20 protein-coding genes and 2 pseudogenes are annotated in these 17,225 nt (G+C 68.4%); 7 read left to right on the top strand and 15 right to left on the bottom strand.

Translation table 11 applies throughout. The features are described 5' to 3' along the window. Positions 1–47 precede the first annotated feature (47 nt). Positions 48–743 (top strand): TetR/AcrR family transcriptional regulator, encoded by a 696-nt coding sequence (locus V6K52_RS02345; RefSeq protein WP_353952301.1) that lies wholly within the window; start codon positions 48–50, stop codon positions 741–743. A gap of 36 nt (positions 744–779) precedes the next feature. Here the strand turns inward: V6K52_RS02345 and V6K52_RS02340 are convergent, their stop codons facing one another. The 3 genes from V6K52_RS02340 to V6K52_RS02330 form a co-directional block, all read right to left on the bottom strand. Further along, complete coding sequence (locus tag V6K52_RS02340) at positions 780–1,577, bottom strand: 2-oxo acid dehydrogenase subunit E2 (protein WP_353952300.1); 798 nt, start codon at positions 1,575–1,577, stop codon at positions 780–782. After that, complete coding sequence (locus tag V6K52_RS02335) at positions 1,574–2,413, bottom strand: SDR family NAD(P)-dependent oxidoreductase (RefSeq protein WP_353952299.1); 840 nt, start codon at positions 2,411–2,413, stop codon at positions 1,574–1,576. Before V6K52_RS02335 ends, V6K52_RS02340 begins: the two co-directional genes overlap by 4 nt. Positions 2,414–2,502: 89 nt before the next feature. Continuing rightward, positions 2,503–3,513 carry an aldo/keto reductase family protein gene (locus tag V6K52_RS02330; protein WP_353952298.1) on the bottom strand — a complete coding sequence of 337 codons (1,011 nt, stop codon included), beginning with the start codon at positions 3,511–3,513 and terminating at the stop codon, positions 2,503–2,505. Between the two features lie 144 nt (positions 3,514–3,657). Between V6K52_RS02330 and V6K52_RS02325 the strand changes: the two genes are divergently transcribed. Then, a complete protein-coding gene (locus tag V6K52_RS02325; protein ID WP_353952297.1) occupies positions 3,658–4,101 on the top strand; it encodes a PA2169 family four-helix-bundle protein in 444 nt (147 codons plus the stop codon). Positions 4,102–4,247: 146 nt separating this feature from the next. On the opposite strand, the gene V6K52_RS02320 is transcribed toward V6K52_RS02325, so the two are convergent. Beyond that, positions 4,248–5,582, bottom strand: coding sequence for an amidohydrolase family protein (locus tag V6K52_RS02320; protein ID WP_353952296.1), 1,335 nt, complete (start codon positions 5,580–5,582; stop codon positions 4,248–4,250). Between the two features lie 182 nt (positions 5,583–5,764). On the opposite strand from V6K52_RS02320, the gene V6K52_RS02315 reads away from it, so the two are divergent. Next, positions 5,765–6,439 carry a GntR family transcriptional regulator gene (locus V6K52_RS02315; protein ID WP_353952295.1) on the top strand — a complete coding sequence of 225 codons (675 nt, stop codon included), beginning with the start codon at positions 5,765–5,767 and terminating at the stop codon, positions 6,437–6,439. A 52-nt stretch (positions 6,440–6,491) separates the two neighbouring features. On the opposite strand, the gene V6K52_RS02310 is transcribed toward V6K52_RS02315, so the two are convergent. From V6K52_RS02310 to V6K52_RS02295, 4 genes are all read right to left on the bottom strand, one after another. After that, positions 6,492–7,235 (bottom strand): haloacid dehalogenase type II, encoded by a 744-nt coding sequence (locus tag V6K52_RS02310; RefSeq protein WP_353952294.1) that lies wholly within the window; start codon positions 7,233–7,235, stop codon positions 6,492–6,494. Positions 7,236–7,303: 68 nt separating this feature from the next. Further along, positions 7,304–8,239, bottom strand: a complete 936-nt coding sequence (locus V6K52_RS02305; protein ID WP_353952293.1) for an NAD-dependent epimerase/dehydratase family protein — start codon at positions 8,237–8,239, stop codon at positions 7,304–7,306. 67 nt (positions 8,240–8,306) lie between these two features. Beyond that, positions 8,307–9,446, bottom strand: coding sequence for a beta-propeller fold lactonase family protein (locus V6K52_RS02300; protein ID WP_353952292.1), 1,140 nt, complete (start codon positions 9,444–9,446; stop codon positions 8,307–8,309). A gap of 85 nt (positions 9,447–9,531) precedes the next feature. Next, positions 9,532–10,992 carry an FAD-binding oxidoreductase gene (locus V6K52_RS02295; RefSeq protein ID WP_353952291.1) on the bottom strand — a complete coding sequence of 487 codons (1,461 nt, stop codon included), beginning with the start codon at positions 10,990–10,992 and terminating at the stop codon, positions 9,532–9,534. 146 nt (positions 10,993–11,138) lie between these two features. On the opposite strand from V6K52_RS02295, the pseudogene V6K52_RS02290 reads away from it, so the two are divergent. Continuing rightward, positions 11,139–11,411: pseudogene (locus V6K52_RS02290) on the top strand (enolase C-terminal domain-like protein); the annotation flags it as partial. Positions 11,412–11,638: 227 nt separating this feature from the next. On the opposite strand, the gene V6K52_RS02285 reads toward V6K52_RS02290, so the two are convergent. From V6K52_RS02285 to V6K52_RS02270, 4 genes and pseudogenes are all read right to left on the bottom strand, one after another. Further along, positions 11,639–12,247: a dihydrofolate reductase family protein gene (locus V6K52_RS02285; RefSeq protein WP_353952290.1), complete on the bottom strand. Its 609-nt coding sequence runs from the start codon at positions 12,245–12,247 to the stop codon at positions 11,639–11,641. A gap of 80 nt (positions 12,248–12,327) precedes the next feature. Then, positions 12,328–12,723: a nuclear transport factor 2 family protein gene (locus V6K52_RS02280; protein WP_353953843.1), complete on the bottom strand. Its 396-nt coding sequence runs from the start codon at positions 12,721–12,723 to the stop codon at positions 12,328–12,330. Between the two features lie 205 nt (positions 12,724–12,928). Then, positions 12,929–13,192, bottom strand: a pseudogene (locus V6K52_RS02275) (DEAD/DEAH box helicase family protein); the annotation flags it as partial. Then, on the bottom strand, positions 13,189–13,323 hold the full coding sequence (locus V6K52_RS02270) for a hypothetical protein (protein WP_353952289.1): 135 nt from the start codon (positions 13,321–13,323) through the stop codon (positions 13,189–13,191). The pseudogene V6K52_RS02275 and the gene V6K52_RS02270, both read right to left, overlap by 4 nt. Positions 13,324–13,438: 115 nt before the next feature. On the opposite strand from V6K52_RS02270, the gene V6K52_RS02265 reads away from it, so the two are divergent. Beyond that, positions 13,439–13,942: a phospholipase D-like domain-containing protein gene (locus V6K52_RS02265; protein WP_353952288.1), complete on the top strand. Its 504-nt coding sequence runs from the start codon at positions 13,439–13,441 to the stop codon at positions 13,940–13,942. On the opposite strand, the gene V6K52_RS02260 is transcribed toward V6K52_RS02265, so the two are convergent. Then, the gene (locus V6K52_RS02260) at positions 13,923–14,366 is read right to left on the bottom strand and encodes a MarR family transcriptional regulator (RefSeq protein ID WP_353952287.1); all 444 of its coding nucleotides are present in this window, start codon (positions 14,364–14,366) and stop codon (positions 13,923–13,925) included. The two genes, V6K52_RS02265 and V6K52_RS02260, sit on opposite strands and share 20 nt — an antisense overlap. Positions 14,367–14,415: 49 nt before the next feature. Here V6K52_RS02260 and V6K52_RS02255 point away from each other — a divergent pair, with 49 nt between their 5' ends. Further along, positions 14,416–15,498, top strand: a complete 1,083-nt coding sequence (locus tag V6K52_RS02255) for a methyltransferase (protein ID WP_353952286.1) — start codon at positions 14,416–14,418, stop codon at positions 15,496–15,498. A 1-nt stretch (position 15,499) separates the two neighbouring features. Next, positions 15,500–15,898 (top strand): DUF1304 family protein, encoded by a 399-nt coding sequence (locus tag V6K52_RS02250; RefSeq protein ID WP_353952285.1) that lies wholly within the window; start codon positions 15,500–15,502, stop codon positions 15,896–15,898. Positions 15,899–15,914: 16 nt separating this feature from the next. On the opposite strand, the gene V6K52_RS02245 is transcribed toward V6K52_RS02250, so the two are convergent. Both V6K52_RS02245 and V6K52_RS02240 read right to left on the bottom strand, forming a co-directional pair. Then, positions 15,915–16,076: a hypothetical protein gene (locus V6K52_RS02245; RefSeq protein ID WP_353952284.1), complete on the bottom strand. Its 162-nt coding sequence runs from the start codon at positions 16,074–16,076 to the stop codon at positions 15,915–15,917. Between the two features lie 95 nt (positions 16,077–16,171). Further along, the gene (locus V6K52_RS02240; protein WP_353952283.1) at positions 16,172–16,582 is read right to left on the bottom strand and encodes a hypothetical protein; all 411 of its coding nucleotides are present in this window, start codon (positions 16,580–16,582) and stop codon (positions 16,172–16,174) included. Positions 16,583–17,225 lie beyond the last annotated feature (643 nt).

The raw sequence follows: 17,225 nt of genomic DNA, 5'->3' as shown, positions 1-17,225 counted from the left end.
ATACTCAATAATGAGTCCACTCAGTGCATATGTCAAGGGAGGTCACCGTGCGAGACGCTCGGAAGCCGATCGGCCGTCGGGAGAGGGCAAAGCAGGACAAGCGCGAGCGCATCATGGCGGCGGCGCGCGAGTTGTTCGCGGAACGTGGCGTTGGCGGGGTCACGACGCAGCAGGTCGCCGAACGTGCCGACGTCGCGATCGGCACCCTGTACCTGTATGCGGCCACGAAGGCGGAGTTGCTGATCATGGTGCAGAACCAGAAGTTCGCCGTCGCCATCGATGCCGGCCAGGCCGCCGCAGCCGCCGCAGGACAGGGCCCGCTGGACGGCGTCATCGCGCTCATCCGCCCGGTGGTGGCGTGTGTCCGTGAGCAGGTCGAGAACGGACGTACCTATCTGCACGAGCTTGTCTTCGGGGATCCCTCCGAGCCATACCGACGCGAAGGACTCGTTCTCTCAGCCCGACTCGAGGACGGTATCGCGCAGCTGCTGACACGCGACGAGCGCATCGACGGGCGGGATGCGGCGACGCTGGCGCGCGTGATCACCGCGATCATCCACATCAGCACCACGGCCACTGTCTACCTGCACCGCAGCGACGAGACCGTCCTCCGCGACATCCGCGAACAGGTACGGGTCACCATGTCGCTGGACCGCATCCTGCCGCTCAGCAACCCAGCGGACAACGGGATCTTCACCGTTCATGAAAATGGACGTCCTCCAGAACCTGCCCACCGGGTGTGAAGACCGGCAGCGACGCCGGGGCGGAAACCGGGCGAGTCAGCTGATGGTGTCCAGTTGTTCAGGGTGCAGCAGGAGGTCGCGCACGATGCCGGCCATCTGCCCGGCGTGCGCACCATCGACGATGCGGTGGTCGGCGGTCGCCACGAGCACGACGATCGGGCGCACCACGACCTCGCCGTCCACGACGACCGCCCTCTCCCGGATCGCTCCGACCGCCAGGTAAAGCGGGGTGCGGGCGAAGGGCAGCGGAGCGAGGAACGCCTCGTCGAGCCCGAGTGAACCGACATTGGACACGAAGGCCGTGCCGAGGGGGAAGCCTGGCTGGCCCAGGAAGGGACGCCCCAGCCCTCCGGCGACGACGCTGGCAAGCGCCAACGCTGGCCGCACCGCCCAGCTCGGCGCCAGCCGCACGATCCCGGAGCTGCGGCGATAGGCCACGTCCTGGTGGGCACGAAGCTGCTCGGCACCCGAACTCACGGCTCGGGCCACCTCCAGCGGACTCAGCCGGTCCGCGCCGAGCACCTTGACCGGAGCCAGATCGGACCCGCCCTCGATGTCGACCGCAAAACCGATGTCGCAGGTGTCGAGGTCAAGGAGCTGACCCATCACGATGCGCGCGCGGATCTCGGGGACCTGGCGGAGCGCTCGGCCCAACGCCGCACCGACGACGTGGGTGATGGTGACCCGCTCCCCCGACTCGGACCGCACCCGGTCCAGGTAGGCAAGGGCAGCGGTGGCGTCGACCTCCATCCGGGTATAGATCCGCCCGTCGCGCGAGGGTCGCCAGCTGGCCACCGCAATCTTGCGGCGGGTCGGGGTCCGACGTTTGCTCATCGGGCCGACCGCGTCTCGGGTCGCTGCGTCTCGGGTCGCTGCGGGGCGGGACGAGTCGGTATGCCGGAGAGCGCGATCCGGGCGAGCGCGCGAGGGATTCCCGTCACCGCCGCGATCGGCGCTGCGCGCCTGGGGAGGCGCAGGTGGGGGCGGCCCTGCTCAATGGCAGCGACGATCCCGACGGCGACGTCGTCCGGTTCGAGCAGGCTGAGGAGGCGGGCGCGCAGCACCCGGTCGAAGGAGGCCTCGCTGGGCCCGTGGCGACCGATGCGATTCATCATCTCGGAGGCGACCGGCCCGATCTCGGCAGTCAGGGTGCCGACCGGTGTGCCCCGCAGGTCCGCACGCAGACCCGAGGTCGCGTGGGTCAGGCCAGCCTTGGTCCCGCCATACAGGGCGAGTCCCGGGAAGGTCGCCACCCCGGCCAGGGAGGAGATGTTGACGAGGTGACCGCTGCCGCGCGAGAGCATGCCCGGGAGCACCTGACGGCACAGCTCCATGGGCGCGGTGAGGTTGAGGTCGATGGTGCGACGGAGGTCTTCGGCCGTCAGGTCGGTGAGAAACCCGGCAGTGTCAGCCGCCGCGTTGTTGACGAGGACGTCGACAGGGCCCTGCCCCTCCTCGACCCGGTCCACGAGCCCTCGCAGGGCATCCGGATCGCAGAGGTCTGCCGGGAAGGCAACACCACCAGTCGAACGGGCAAGAGCGTGCAGCGGGTCAGGGGCGCGGGCGAGCAGGGTCAGCCGGGCACCCCGCTCGGTCAACCGACGCGCGAGGGCCGTGCCGATCGTCCCGGTCGCGCCGGTGAGGAGGACGTGCGCGTCCGAGAGCCGCATCTGCACAGTGTTGCCCACCCGTGGCGCGCTCCACGCCAGCGCATGCCCTCCGACGAGACCCCGCTCGCCGGAGGACGACGGCACCGAGCTCAGACGACCCGCTTCTGTGGTGCTGTCTCCTCGGTCTTGCCCGGGTCTCGCTCGACGACGTCGCCGAGAACGTCATCGATCTGCGACATGACCGTCGGCTCGAGCCGCACGCCTGCGGCCTTGACGTTCTCGTGGACCTGCTCCGGGCGCGAGGCACCGACGAGCGCGGCCGCGACGTTGTCGTTCTGGAGCACCCAGGCGACGGCGAGCTGGGCCATGGTCAGCCCCGCCTCGTCGGCGATCGGCTTGAGGTTCTGCACGCGGGTGAGGACGTCGTCGTTCATGAACCGCTTGATCATGTCGGCGCCACCCTTCTCGTCCGTGGCACGCGAGCCCTCGGGCGGGGCCTGACCGGGCTGGTACTTGCCGGTGAGCACGCCCTGCGCAATCGGGCTCCAGACGATCTGGCTCACCCCGAGCGCCTCGGACGTGGGCACGACCTCGTCCTCGATGACGCGCCAGAGCATGGAGTACTGCGGCTGGCTCGAGATGAGCTGGAAGCCGAGTTCCTTGCTCAGGATCACGCCCGCACGGATCTGGTCGGCGGTCCACTCGCTGACGCCGATGTAGAGCGCCTTGCCCTGACGGACGATGTCGGCGAAGGCCTGCATCGTCTCCTCGAGCGGGGTCTCGGTGTCGTAGCGGTGTGCCTGGTAGAGGTCGACGTAGTCGGTCTGCAGTCGCTGCAACGATCCGTTGATCGACTCCATGACGTGCTTGCGGGACAGGCCCGTGTCGTTCTTGCCGCTGGGGCCGGTGGGGAAGTAGACCTTGGTGAAGATCTCGAGGCCCTCGCGCCGCTCCCCCTTGAGGGCTTCGCCCAGCACCGTCTCCGCTTTGGTGTTGGCATAGACATCGGCCGTGTCGAAGGTGCTGATGCCGGCTTCCAGCGCTGCGCGCACGCATTGCGTCGCCATGTCGTTCTCGACCTGCGAGCCGTGCGTGAGCCAGTTGCCGTAGGTGATCTCGGAGATCTTGAGTCCGCTGTTGCCCAGGTATCGATAGTCCATAGCCCCAGCGTATGCCGTGTCGTCACCGGACGTATCTGCGCATCTCTGCAGGTCAGGTGCCCTCTTGGGCCCTACACGGCCGTCAGCTCGCGTAACGTCGACAACCGGCCCCACCGGGTCATGACCCCAATGCGAAGGAGCACCATGTCGGACGACGCGAAGGCTGCCGAAGAACTGGTCGAGACCCTGCGTGACGGAGAGAAGGGCTTCAGCGCCGCCGCCGACAAGCTGCGCGACGGCGACCACCCCGAGTGGGCGACGCTGATGCAGCGCCTGTCGGAGCAGCGCGCGAGCTTCCGCCAGGAGATTGTGGCCCTCGGTCACGACTACGGCGACGACGTCGACGAGAGCGGCACCGCCGCAGCGGCTCTGCACCGCGGGTGGATCTCTCTCAAGGACGCCCTGACCGGCGACGACGCGGGTGGCGTCCTCGGCGCCGCCGTGACCGGCGAGGACCACGCGGTGTCCGAGTACGAGAAGGCTCTCGACAAGGACCTCAGCGCCGGGTTCCGTGAGGTCGTCTCACGCCAGCACCAAACCGTCGTCGCTGCGCGTGACGAGGTCAAGGCACTCCAAGCCGCCGACTGAACCTCCCGTCACACGACGAACAAGAGTGGCTGGTCCCGCCCATACGGGCGGAACCAGCCACTCTTGGTTGGAGCAACGATCAGGACAGCTTGTCCGCGACTTCCCGTTGCTGCAGCGCTCGTTGTCAGAAGACTTTTGCAGTGACGTCAGAGCTCGTTGCGGACCACAGCGCCCTGGGCAACCACGAGCTTGACGCGTTCGAGGGCGCCGCCGTCCTGCAGCGGGTTCCCGTCGACGACCACAAGATCGGCGTGGTAGCCCGGAGCCAGGCGGCCAACCTTCTTGGACCACCCGAGAAGTCCCGCCGCGTTCACGGTCGCACCGCGAAGGGCGTCCAGCGGCGTGAGCCCGGCCTCGACCAGGAGCCTCACCTCTGTGCCGATCGGGTCGACGGCGGTGCCGAAGGAGTCCGTGCCAGCGACGACGGTGACGCCACGCGCGTGGGCCTCGCGGATTGCTGCCTGCAGGACCGGCATGTATTCGCGGCCCCGCGCGGCCAGGACAGGGTTGGTCGACCGGCTCAGCCCCGCGATCGCAGCGGTGGTGGGGGTGAAATATGTGCCGCGACGGGCCATCAGGTCCATGGTGGACTCGCCGACGAACACTCCGTGCTCGATGCTGCGGACCCCCGCACGCACGGCGCCCTCAATCCCGGCTTGGCTGTACGCGTGGCACAGGACCCCTGATCGTCCTGCTGCGGAGACGATCGCCGAGATCTGCTCCTGGTCATAGACGAGCTCGGTCGGGTCCTGCTCGGCGAGCCCGGCTCGCGGGTTCGTGCGGGTCTTGATGACGTCGACGCCTCGGGAGAGGTTCACCCGGGTCAGGTAGGCCAGGTCAGAGGTCGACCGCACGCCGCCGGCGAGGGCTGCCAGGGGCGCGAGGGCGGGATCGGCGAGCACGGTGTCCCCCAGCTCCGGAGACACGAACACGCCCGCAGCACGCATCCGCGGCGCCAGGCCGGGCGCCCACTCGGCGAGCGGCCGCAGGGCGACGTCCTGGTAGAAGGTCGAGGACCCGCTGCGCACCGTGGTCGCCCCGGCCCTCAGGACTGCCTTGGCGTCCGCGAGGGCATTGATGTGGACGTGGACGTCGACCAGTCCGGGCACGATCCACTTGCCGAAAACCTCGATGGTCCTCGCTCGGCCCGACACCTTGGCCACTGCGGCGCGGGTGGCGTCACGCGAACCTGCGGCCAGCACCACACCTCCGTCGAGCACCACCACGGCGTCCTGCGTGACGTGGCCAGACCGTGGGTCGACCAGTGCTCCGCCGGTGATGACCAGTGCACCGGGCCGGGGACTGCGGCCGGGGTAGCGCGGGGCCGACGGAGCCTCACCCGGGGCTGCCTGCGCCATCGGAGCGCCCACGACACCCGCGGCAGAGACGCCAGCGAGGACGGCTGCCCCCGCCAGGACATTGCGGCGGGCTACGGCTGCCGGCGGCTGGACAGCGTTGGCGTGGTGGTCATGCAGGCACATGAGGATCTCCAAAGTGTGAGGGGGTGTGGGTGCGCGTACGGCCGGGGTCGCTGCGGGTGTTGCGGCCTGTTGTGCGTCCCGAAGACACTCAAAACTGGGCCTACGGGGCGTGCCATGGCTATGGTGACGAGGTACGTCAATTTGGTATACCACTTTGGTATACCAAGAAGGGAGGGAGCGCAATGCCTACTGGCAAGAAACATGTCGCAGTGCTTCGGGATTCGGTGCAGGACGCGCTCCGTGACCGGGTCATCTCAGGACAATTGCCTCCCGGGAGTCGGCTCGTCGAGCGTCAGCTGGCGCAAGAGCTTGACGTCTCCCGGGTCCCCGTCCGCGAGGCGCTCCGGGCGTTGGAGCGGGAGGGGTTCGTCGAGGAGCGCCCCACCCGCGGCATGGTCGTGCGCCGACTCAGCGACGACGACCTCGAGACGCTCTACCAGGTGCGCTCAGCCCTTGAGGAGATCCTGTGCCGGCGTCTCGTGCGCACTCTGGACGAACAGGGCCTGGATCGCCTTCAGGCAGTGGTTGATCGGACCGCGGCCGCCATCGACTCCGGCGACTCCGAAGGCGCGGTGGCCGCGAACGCGTCCTTCCACGAGGTGCTCGTGGAGGAGGCCGACAGCCGGGTGCTGGCCTCGGTCATCGAGCCGGTGGCCGGGCAGATCAGGTGGCTGCTCAGCCAGCACAGCGACGTCGGCACCATGAATGCCGAGCATCAGGTCATTCTGGCCGCCCTGCGGGACCGCGACGCAGATCGAGCGATCGAGGCATGCCGCCACCACCTGATCAGCAGCCGCGCCGAGGCCTCCAGCATGAGCCCCGGCAAGCGCGACCTCGACCAGGAGAGCGGCAACTGACGCCCGGCTCCTCCCCTCTACCTGTCGCCCAAGCATGTTCATGCCGTACGCGTCAGTCCGGCGACCTCTCAGCGGCGGTGAGCAGTTCAGCAAGTTGCGCCAGGGAACCAACCTCAATGTCCGGGCGGCTGAAGTAGTTGGGATAGGTGGCGCCCTTGCGATTCAGGTATGCCGTCGTGAGCCCCGCCGCCTTGGCGCCGTGCAGGTCCCAGGGGTGGACCGCGACCAGCAGCGCGTCCGTAGCGTCCACGTCGCACACGTTGAGCGCATATTGGTATGCCGACTCGGCAGGTTTCCAGGCCGGGGCGTCCTGCACGGACAGCAGACGCTCGAAGTGGTGGTCGATTCCGTTTCGTTGCAGGAGTCCTTCGGCGATGGCGGCCGAACCGTTGCTGAACGTGACCAGACGGACGCCGGTAGCGGCGAGGTCGGCGATTCCTTCGACAACGTCGCTGTGGGCGGGCAGGGACGCGAACGCCGTCATGAGCTGGTCGACGGCGTCGTCGAGGTGTTCGACCGGCTGGGTAGCCAATGCCGCCGCGAGCCCGGCTCGCGCGAGGTCTGCGAAGTCGGGGTTTGCGCCGTTGACGGTCAGGGCGAAGCCGTCTCGCAACACGGCTGCGAACCAGGCGGCTGCCAAGAAGGGCGGGGCGCCGATGTCGGCGAACCGGTCAGCCATGCTGCACATGTCGGACAAGGTCTCATTGACGTCGAAGACGAGGAGCCGTGGCCGTGGGCCTGACATCGGGTCCGCCTGGTGTGCGAGCGGCGCTGTGTCCTGGCTGGGTTGCGACATGGTGACGTCCTTTGCATTGCCGTGAGCGGAGGGCGCAACTGCCCGTCCCCGGCCGAGAGGACGGCGCCTCAACTTCTGTTCGCTCCGACCCAAGCGTCGATGGCCTCCAGGACAGTGTCGGTCACGTCGTGCTTCGGCAGGAAGCCCAGGATGGTGCGGGCTTTCTCCATCGAGTGCAGCGGAGCGCGCCCGATGTGGTCGAGGGTCACCTCAACGTGTTCAGGGTCCACGCGGGACACGAACTCGTCCCACGGCACGAACTGCAACCTCGGCTCATGGCCAAAGTGCCGAGCCACGACTTCGGCGTAGCCACGCAGCGTGAACGCCTGCGTGCAGACGCTGTTGAAGCTCTGCCCGGCAGCAGCATCCGGCTGGCCGAGACAGGCCTGGTGCAGCCCGGCAACGTCCTCCGCATGCACGTGGTGGATGGTCTCACCGCCACGATCGGGCAACAGGCAGGAGCCGTCAGCGCGCAACGAGTCGATCACCCCGGGGTCGAGGTTGCCGGCGGGGCCGATGGGTAGCCAACCGGGCCCACTGATGTGTCCGGGATGCACGACGCTGGCGCGCACCCGACCCTGCTCCCCCATCAAGTACTGCTCGACGGCCAGTTTGTTGATGCCGTACTCCCCGTGAGGGTGCTTGGGTGCATCCTCGGTGGTGGGGACGATGGCGCTAGGCCCGTACGACCACGCGCTGCCAGTGTGGACTACGTGCTGACCGTCCAGCGCGTCGACCAGTTGCCTTGCCTGCGCCGTCGTGAAGCAGGTCAGGTCCACGACCGCGTCGGGCCGCAGTTGACCGATCACCGTCCCGAACTGGCCATCCTGCTCGGCAGCCTCGCGATCGCAGGTCACCATCTCCACGTCCCGCCACGCGGGATCGTCGCGGTAAGGCCGACGTGATCCGCGACTGACAACCGCGACAGCATGCCCTGCCTTGACCAGGCTCGGCACCAGATAGGTGCCGATGTGGCCCGTTCCGCCAATGACCACTACGCGCATGCGGCGAAACACTACTCCGCCACAAGCGCGTCGATCGTTGCCGATTCACTCGTGCGCGACCTCGAGCTCACCGACGTTGCGGGCGACCTTCATCTCCGATTCGCCTGTCGGCTTTGCCAGTCGGCTGCACCGGTTGGCTCTCCCCGCCTGCTTCAGCTGATCCGCTGGCCCAGGGGCGAGTGGGCGTTGGCACGATGCACATCGGGGCAGGAACGGTCAGCGTGGTGATCGCGGCGCTGACTCCGTCGTGCTCCAAGGTGTGGGTCGTGACCGCATCGGCGTCGCGTCCGGCCACGAGCACCGTTGCCCCCTCCACGTGGAAGTGCCTCGGGTGGGCTGGGACGGAGACTTCGCCGAGGAGCTGAGGGATCTCAGCGCTCACATCGAACAGGCTCACCGTGTCCGGGCCCCGATTCGAGATCAGGAGACGTTGGCCGCTGGCGTCGAGCCAGATGTGGGCAACGGAGTTCTCGGCCTCGTTGGCACTCGCGACAGTCTCGCCAACGACTTCGAATTCCCCAATGTCCCTCTCCCGCAACGCGATCAGCGATCCTGAGAGCTCGCCACCCAGCCAAGCGCGTCTGGTCCGTGGGTCGCGCACGACGTGACGTGGCCCTGCCCCGGCCGGCATCGCGCTCGAGGTGATGCGATGCAGCTCACGGTTGCGGACGGCATACGTCACGATTTTGTCGGCACCGAGGTCGACGACGCAGACACGCTCACCCGACAGGGGCACAACCTGGTGGGCGTGGCTGCTCTCCTGACGGGATGGGTGAGGCCCCGAGCCCGTGAGCCGATCGACGTCGGCGAGCTCGGTGACGACTCCGTCGCGGACCTCGAGGGTCGAGACGGTGCCGTCGGAGTAGTTGGCGACGACCAGCGTGTCCCCGTCGGGCAGGAGCGCGAGGTGACAGGGGCTGATGCCACCGGTTCCGGCGCGCCCCGCCTCGGCCAACGTCGGCGTGCCGCCGGAGGTGAGGTCGGCAAGAAGCGTGACGACGTGGCCCTGCGCTGCCTCGCAGGCGACATGCAGGTGCCGACCATCGGGTGCCCAGGTGAGCCAGGAAGGTCGCTCGAGCTCTAGGGTGGCGACCGCCGCACCGATGTCATGGGCACCGTCCCAAGGGTGCAGCGTCACGGTGCCGAACGTCTGGCTCGGTGGCGCCGAGGCGATCGCGACCCATCGACTCCCGGATTCCGTGTTCACCGGGTCAGCCTAGAACTCGTGCTGGGGAGGAGTGAGCAGACTTCCGCTCGATCTCCTCGACGTCGCACGGGCTCGTGGGCATCGGTCACTTGTTGGGGAGCACTTTGGTGGGGTTCATGACGCCGCCAGGGTCCAGTGCGTGCTTCACGGCTCGAGCGAGGTCGAGCTCGACCTCGCTCTTGACTGCGGCGATTGCGTCGCGCTTGGTGGTGCCCACACCGTGCTCGGCGCTGATGCTGCCGCCCCGTCGTGCCACAGCGTCATAGACCACCTCGGTCAGCCTGTGATGCAGGGCAAGGAACGCTTCTGGGTCTCCGGAGACTGGTCCGCTGAGGTTGTAGTGAAGATTGCCGTCGCCGACGTGGCCGTAGGTGACAAGACGGACACCGGGCAGTCGTGCTTCAACGAGCGCGCCGGCATCCGCGACGAAGTCCGCGAGGTCGCCGATCGGCAGGGTCACGTCGTGCTTGAGGCTCGGACCCTCGATGCGTTGGGCCTCGGAGACGCCCTCGCGCAGCCGCCAGAGCCCCTCCCGCTGGGCCGGGCTGCTGGCGACCACGGCGTCGAGGACGAGCCCGCGGTCGACCGCTTCGCCGAGAGCCATCTCGAGGGTCTCGTCGAGGTCGACCGCAGACGCTGGCCCAGCGAGCTCCACCAAGCCGTACCAGGGGTGCGACCCGGGCATGGGATCTCTGGTGCCCGGAAGGTGGCTGAGCACCATGTCGAGCGCCTCGCGGGACACGAGCTCGTAGGTCGTGAGACTTCCCGCTGCCCGCTCACGCACGACGCCGAGCAGGGCGACAGCAGCAGAGACGTCCGGAAGGGCCACCCAGGCAGTCGCCCGCTGCGGGGTTGCCGGGAACAGGCGGAGCACCGCCGCAGTGACGATGCCGAGGGTGCCCTCAGCGCCGATGAAGAGTTGTTTGAGGTCATAGCCGGTGTTGTCCTTGCGGACGACCCGAAGGCCGTCCCACACCCGACCGTCGGCGAGCACGACCTCGAGGCCCAGGACGAGCTCGCGCATCATCCCGTAGCGCAGCACCGCAGTGCCTCCGGCGTTCGTCGCGATCGTGCCGCCGACCGTGCAGCTGCCCTCCGACCCCAACGACAGGGGGAGAAGACGTCCGGCCGAGGCTGCCACCTCTTGGGCTGTCGCAAGAACGACACCGGCCTCCACGGTCATGGTGTCGCCAACGGGGTCGACTGCGCGGACACGACGCATGCGCCCCAGCGAGAGAACCACCTGCACCCCGGGGCCGCCCGGTACCGCGCCGCCGCACAGGCCGGTGTTGCCCCCCTGCGGCACGATCGCGACCCCGGCCTCGGCGCAGATCCGCACCGCGGCTGCGACCTCGACAGTGCTCGACGGACGCAGCACGGCTGGCGAGCGCCCGTGCAGGGTGCCCGTCCAGTCGCTGACGTACGGTGCGATGTCCGCGGGGTCCGTGAGCACACCCGTCGGGCCGAGCGCCTCCAGCAGCAGCGCGAGCACGCCGCCCGGCAGCGCGTTGCGGAGGTCGGCTTCGTGGCCTGAAGAGGTGGGCATGGGTTCTCCTAGATGGCTCAGGCGAGCAGCAGAGCGATGAGCACTGCGACGGGAAGGGAGCACAGGGTCGTCACGAGAATCGTCTCGCGAGAGACTGCCTCGCCAACGCGGTAGCGCGTGGCGTGCAGGAACATGTTCTGCGCCGTGCCGCCGCTCCCGGCGAGATCACTGCGCTCGACACCCACTGGATCTGGCAGGACGGTCAAGGTCTCACGACGCAGCCACCCCTCATCCGCGACGGCCATGTGGACCTGCCAAGCGCTCCGGGACTTGGGCTGGAGCTCGATGCCGAGCGACTGGCCCAGGCGCACGAGCTCTATCTCGAACACGGCTTGGGGGCGCGCGACGACAGCGTCGCCATGCAGTACCTCCAGCCCGGGTGGACCTTCGACCCGAAACGTCCCTGCCTGGTGCGATAGCCGACACCGAAGCCGCACGCACCTCATCCGCGCGGCCATGCCCTAACGGTGCCCAGCACCACGTCAGGGCGCCTCGACCGGTTCGAAAAGGCAACTGCCACAGTGCTTTTGGTAATGCGATGGCAGCCCGACGGCATACTCAGCATTCGTCTATCTCAACAGAGTGCACCCGAACGGGCGACTCCGGTGCGCCACCCGCTCGTCTTCGTCACTGACGTGGCGTGAGCTCAGGCCGTGAGCTGTGTGGCATAGCGAAGAAGGACGATTCCGGAGGCCTCGAACTCACGCACTTCGAGGAGCTCGAACCGTGCAGGTTCACAGTCCTGGAATGCTGGCACGCCTCCGGCAGGTCGCCCAGTGCCGCCGATGACCGCTGGGCCAACCATGAGGTGCAGTTCGTCGACGAGCCCGTGGGCGAGCAAGTCGTTCCACAGGACGTGGCTTCCGTAAATGACGATCTCGCCTCCGTTGCCGCGCCGCAGTTCCGCCACTTCATCGTGAGCCTGTGAACGGGGGATGATCGTGGTCGTCGAGGCCCACGCCCCCGTTTCCTCGGGGCGAAGGGTGTCCGAGACGACGAGCTTGTCGACCTCGTTGTAGGCGCGGGAGAAGTCACGCTCGATCTGAGGGCTGTTCTCGTCATCGACGACCGATGGCCAGAAGGTCAGGAACTCTCGGTAGCTGACCGCTCCGAGCAACACCGTCTCGGCCGCTGCGAGACGCTCAGCGATGTAGACGTCGAAGCCCTCGTCGAACGGCATGGCCATGACGTCACCTCCCGCCCCGCTGAATGCCCCGTCAAGCGAGATGATGTTCGTGACGACTACCTTGCGCATGGTTGGCTCCTTCGTCTCTGGCCGGGGCCGATGCCTCCGCTCTACGCCGTACTGAGTCATGTCACAGCGTGAACTCATCGCTACCGCGCGGGAAACTCGCCAAAGGTCAGCGGCAGGTCGAAGGTGCTGAGGGCACCCGGCTCGAGGAAGGCCAGTATGCGGGACACTTTCCTGTCGCGCAGGGAGAGCAGACAGACCGCACTGAGCGTGAACGTCGTTGGGTCTGAGTCAGTGAGGTCGCCGGGACCCCCGAAGTGTGGTCCCTGATAACAGGCGAGTCCGGGCTGGCCATTGGCCTGCACAGGAACCAGCCGCCACGGTGTCTCGGCGACCCGCTCCTGAAGGAAGCGCCTGACCATGTCCACGCCGTCGAACCAGGCGGGCAGGGGTGGCATGGTGAACGTGACGTCCTTGGTGAGCAGGCGAACGAGCGCGTCGACGTCCATTCGCTCCCAGGCCGCGACGAACTCGGCGATGAGATGGCGCTGTTCGTCGCCCAGAGCCGACAGCTCGACTTGCTGGGAGCGTGCTGGCCCTCGCTTCGCGACCGACTTCCTCGCCCGTTGAACCTAGTGCCTGAATATGGGCAAAGTAGACGAACCCCGCATCCAGTTGCGGCCCTGGAGCCTCCGTCAGCAGGCGCAGGTGATGCGGCTCGACAAGGTCGGAGGACAACAGCATCTTGCCCATGGTCTGCACGTTCAGCGACGGGTCGTCCGTCAGCCAGAGCACGGTTAGGGCGGGATCCGGCTCAACGTTGAACCCGCCGAACATCAGCGCCTCGAGGACGGCGGTCGCGATGACTGTCTTCCCCGCGCCTGTGGGAGCCGTCAGGCCGATAGCCGTTAGGTCACCGTGCTCGGTATACCCGGAGCGGGCGGAGCTGAGCCGGCGAACGACCGAGCGCGCTGCGTCCTCCTGATAGTCGACGAGGGTGAACTTCATGCGGTGCTCTCCACGTTCAAAGCGAAGTTGGTGAGGTACGACTCGTAGAGCCGCGCCGTGCGGACGGTGCGCGGGAGCAGGACGGTGACCTCTTGGAACTCGGCCACCGAGTCCGTGACCACATACGCCAAGCGCGGCCCGGAACCGTTCTCGCAGGCTGCGCTTACCGCGCCGCGAGCCCGACCTGCAGGTGATCGCGGTCGTGCCGCGCTACGCCGAGGACGAGGGCCGGTTCGGCGGTCCCCGATGCACTACGGCCAACGGCTCGCGTACGACCTGCTGCGGGAGGCGGGCGGTGACCGGTTCAGCATGTTCGACCTCGAGAATGACGCGGGTACGCCGATCTACGTCCACGCCAAGGTCGGCATCGTCGACGACGAGTGGATGACCATCGGCTCCGACAACCTCAACCTCCGCTCGTGGAGCCACGACTCCGAGCTCACCTGCGCGGTCCTCGACCCCGACGGCGAGCTGCACCGTCGGCTGCGTACGCCGTTGTGGGCGGAGCACCTCGGCCTGCCCGAGGACGACCCCCGGCTGAACGACATCGACGACCCGACCGCGCTCTGGAACGAGCGGGTCGGCGCTCCGGGCAGTCGCTCCACCCGCACGAGCCGCCGGAGGTCTCGTCCCGGACGGCACGGTGGGCGGCACCGCTCTACCGCCGCGCCATCGACCCCGACGGACGGCCGAGGCGGCTGCGCGGCACCTCCGACTTCTAGGTGGACCTCTAGGCGTAGGGGTCGGTGATCTCGCGCAGCTTCATCAGCCCCTCGCGCAGCTGCCCCGCGAGCTCGGGGCCGAGGTGCTCGGTCCACTCCTGCTCGACAGCGATCACGACATGCATGGCCTGGGTCGCGGCCTCGCGCCCGCGTGCGGACATCCGGATCAGCCGCGCCCGACCGTCGCTCGGGTCGGGCACCCGATCGACCAGGCCCTCGCGCTCCAGCGCCGCCACCAGGAGGCTCGCGGTCTGCTTGGTCACCTGCGCCCGGTCGGCCAGCTCGGTCAGCCGCGAGCCCTCGTCGGCGATCCGCTGGGCGAGCCGCGACTGCGCCACCGTGACGTCGTACCCCGCCTCGCGCATCGCGCGCTGCACACGCTCGTCCATCGCGCGGTAGGAGACGAACATGAGCGTCGCGAGGTCCATCGCATCCCTTGACGGAGTCAGCATCACTGACCATGATGGTCAGCATCCCTGACGATCATAGAGGGGGCATCCCATGACCCGACTTCCACCCGTCGGCGTGGTGCGCGCCGCCACCGGCGTGCGCACCGCGATCCAGGGCCTGGCCCGGCGGATGGTGCCGCCCGAGGTCGGCATCCTCGAGGTCTCGTCGGCCTTCATGGCCTCGCAGGCGGTGTACGCCGTCGCCCGGCTCGGCATCGCCGATGTCCTCGCCGCCGGGGCGCGGACCGCGGAGGAGGTCGCCGCCGACCTCGGGACCGACCCCGACGCGACCTTCCGCCTCCTGCGGGCCAGCGCGGCGTACGGCATCGTCCGGCACGTCGGCGACCGCTTCGACCTGACGGCCGTCGGTCGCACGCTCGTGTCCGACTCGCCGGACTCGATGCGGTCGGTGGTGCTGATGATCGGCGACCCGCGCTACCAGTCGGTGTGGGGCCGGCTCCCCGAGGGCTTCACCACCGGTGACCCGCAGGCGGAGGCGGTCCACGGTGTCCCGATGTGGGATCTGCTCGACCGCGACGCCGACTACGCCTCGACCTTCAACGACGCGATGGGCCGGCTGACCGAGCTCGACTGGCCGACGGTGGCGGCGGTCTACGACTTCACGCCGTTCGGGACGATTGTCGACGTCGGCGGCGGCCACGGGCAGCTGCTCGCGCTGATGCTCGGCGCGGCGCCGGCCGCGGACGGCGTGCTGCTGGAGCAGCCGAGCCTCATCGGTCCGGCCGAGAAGCACCTGGGCGAGGCGGGCGTGCTCGACCGGTGCCGGCTCGTGGGTGGGTCGTTCTTCGAGACCGCGCCCGACGACGGCGACCTCTACGTCCTCCGACGCGTCGTGCACGACTTCGACGACGACCAGGCGGTCGCGCTGCTGACCATCCTGCGTCGCCACATGCCGTCCGGCGCGACCCTCCTGCTGGTCGAGAGCGTGGTGCCGCCGGGCGACGCGCCGCACTTCACGAAGTCGCTCGACCTCGACATGCTGCTTTGGGTCGGCGGTCGCGAGCGCACCGAGGCGGAGTTCGCGTCGCTGCTCGAGCGCAGCGGCTTCCGGATGACCCGCGTCGTGCCGACCATCTCGACGATCTCGCTCGTCGAAGCCCGGCCGGCGGACTGACATGGACACCGTCGCGCAGGTCTGCACCGGCATCACGGCCGTCATCCTGATCGCCGTCTTCCCGTTCGAGGCGTTCCTCATCGACCGGCCCTGGGTGCAACAGTTCCTCGGGATCGAGCCGCACGGCATCGCCAACGTCCACCTGTGGTCGTTCTGCATCGGCGTCCGCAACGCCCTGGCCGGCATCGGCGGGCTGGCCGGGCTCTGGATCCTCCACAACGGCGACGAGTCGACCGGGGTCACCGTCGTGGTCGTGTCCCTGCTCTACATACTGCTGTCGTCGCTCGCGATGGGCGTCGCCGACCTGCTCGGCTACTGGCGCCCGCGCGGCGGCAGCGTCCGAGGGACCCTTGCGTCGTCCGTGCTTCCGGCGATCGCACTAGCGGTCATCGCGGTCTGACTCAGCGGCGACGCAGTCAGTGCGCCCGTCGCTTGCCGCCCACCGGCTTCTCCGCGAAGGCGGACCCGGGCCGGCCGGACCTGTCCGCCGGGCGCGCGGCGCCCTGACGCTCCGCGCGACGACCGGCCCACAGGATGAACACGATGACCGCCGCGATGAGGAACCACAACCACGCCATGACCGAGCCCTTTCCGGCTCTGGACTTTACCCACGCACGGCCTCACCGGGTGGCTGGACCAGACCGCACCTACCCAACGATGGGGAAGTTCCTGCTCAGGCCACCGAGGGCGTCGCCCGGAAGGCGTTGACCGTCTCGTCGACGACCACCTCGTCCGCCCGCCCCGAGTCGAGGACCGTGTTGCGCACCGACCCGTCCTCGACGAGGACTGCCGTGACGGCGAGGTCGGCCCGGTCCGCCCCGGACAGCAACGCATCCACCTGGGCCTCGTAGGCCGAGTCGCCGGACCGCCGGTCCGCGCCCGTGGCGACGACGTGGTTGCTGGCCAGGTAGTTGCCCTCCCCCGCCGCCAGCCGTACGACGACCGGTGGCGCGCCGGCCGGACGGAGGCTCTCCGGGTCGACGACCACCGAGACGTGGTTGCCGATGATCGAGTTGCGGCTGCCCCGCACGTGGAGCAGCCCGTAGTCGTCGTCGCGCCCGTTGGTGACCCGGGAGCGGGGCACAGAAGGATGTGGCGGCATTGCTGCTGGCCGGCGTTGAACCCGGGGGCGCTGCGGTCATCTCTGAGGATTTGCTCTCCGCTGCTGACTCGCTATCGATTCGGTTGTGGCAAACATTCGCCGAGGAGTTGCTGGAACCGGCAGGCGATGATTGGACGACCCTTGGACTGAGCGCGGAGCGCTGAGTCCGAAACCCTTGCCAAGGCTGCGTCAAGGACGGATTCATTCATTGGAAGAACCTTCGATGCTGGAGGCTGACACGCCGGCAACCCTAACCATCCCCGCAGCACGTCCCCGCGGTGCGCACAACTCTCAGCGTGGCAACGCCAAGGGCCCGACGTTGATTGACCCTTCTGGTCAAACGCACAGCCCGAGACCGGACAGTATTTCACCCTGCCTAGAACGAGACTGCGATCGGCGGGGTCCCCTCCCAGTTCGGATCACTGACCGTAGTGAAGTCAAGCTCAGTGAACGTCTCTAGCGCGACCCCAGGAGACACCAAGAACGCGTCCGACGGCTCTTCCTCGCCTTCTGCACCCACTGGCGGGGCAGCGGCTGCCAGCACGTGGCACAGGCGCTCTGCGCCTGGTATCCGCTCGAGATGCTTGTCTCGTAGGTCCAGGCGCGGCGAGCCGCTAGCGGTACC

Source organism: Knoellia sp. S7-12, from assembly GCF_040518285.1.
Classification (GTDB): Bacteria; Actinomycetota; Actinomycetes; order Actinomycetales; family Dermatophilaceae; genus Knoellia.
The sequence above is the reverse complement of the archived record's forward strand: the minus strand, read 5'-3'. Positions and strand labels throughout refer to the sequence as shown.

What these genes read in the sequence shown, in the direction of transcription:
- V6K52_RS02340 (WP_353952300.1), bottom strand. Translation starts at nt 1,577, where the DNA reads ATGAGCAAACGTCGGACCCCGACCCGCCGCAAGATTGCGGTGGCCAGC.
- V6K52_RS02335 (WP_353952299.1), bottom strand. Translation starts at nt 2,413, where the DNA reads ATGCGGCTCTCGGACGCGCACGTCCTCCTCACCGGCGCGACCGGGACG.
- V6K52_RS02330 (WP_353952298.1), bottom strand. Translation starts at nt 3,513, where the DNA reads ATGGACTATCGATACCTGGGCAACAGCGGACTCAAGATCTCCGAGATC.
- V6K52_RS02325 (WP_353952297.1), top strand. Translation starts at nt 3,658, where the DNA reads ATGTCGGACGACGCGAAGGCTGCCGAAGAACTGGTCGAGACCCTGCGT.
- V6K52_RS02320 (WP_353952296.1), bottom strand. Translation starts at nt 5,582, where the DNA reads ATGTGCCTGCATGACCACCACGCCAACGCTGTCCAGCCGCCGGCAGCC.
- V6K52_RS02315 (WP_353952295.1), top strand. Translation starts at nt 5,765, where the DNA reads ATGCCTACTGGCAAGAAACATGTCGCAGTGCTTCGGGATTCGGTGCAG.
- V6K52_RS02310 (WP_353952294.1), bottom strand. Translation starts at nt 7,235, where the DNA reads ATGTCGCAACCCAGCCAGGACACAGCGCCGCTCGCACACCAGGCGGAC.
- V6K52_RS02305 (WP_353952293.1), bottom strand. Translation starts at nt 8,239, where the DNA reads ATGCGCGTAGTGGTCATTGGCGGAACGGGCCACATCGGCACCTATCTG.
- V6K52_RS02295 (WP_353952291.1), bottom strand. Translation starts at nt 10,992, where the DNA reads ATGCCCACCTCTTCAGGCCACGAAGCCGACCTCCGCAACGCGCTGCCG.
- V6K52_RS02285 (WP_353952290.1), bottom strand. Translation starts at nt 12,247, where the DNA reads ATGCGCAAGGTAGTCGTCACGAACATCATCTCGCTTGACGGGGCATTC.
- V6K52_RS02265 (WP_353952288.1), top strand. Translation starts at nt 13,439, where the DNA reads ATGCACTACGGCCAACGGCTCGCGTACGACCTGCTGCGGGAGGCGGGC.
- V6K52_RS02260 (WP_353952287.1), bottom strand. Translation starts at nt 14,366, where the DNA reads ATGCTGACTCCGTCAAGGGATGCGATGGACCTCGCGACGCTCATGTTC.
- V6K52_RS02255 (WP_353952286.1), top strand. Translation starts at nt 14,416, where the DNA reads ATGACCCGACTTCCACCCGTCGGCGTGGTGCGCGCCGCCACCGGCGTG.
- V6K52_RS02250 (WP_353952285.1), top strand. Translation starts at nt 15,500, where the DNA reads ATGGACACCGTCGCGCAGGTCTGCACCGGCATCACGGCCGTCATCCTG.
- V6K52_RS02245 (WP_353952284.1), bottom strand. Translation starts at nt 16,076, where the DNA reads ATGGCGTGGTTGTGGTTCCTCATCGCGGCGGTCATCGTGTTCATCCTG.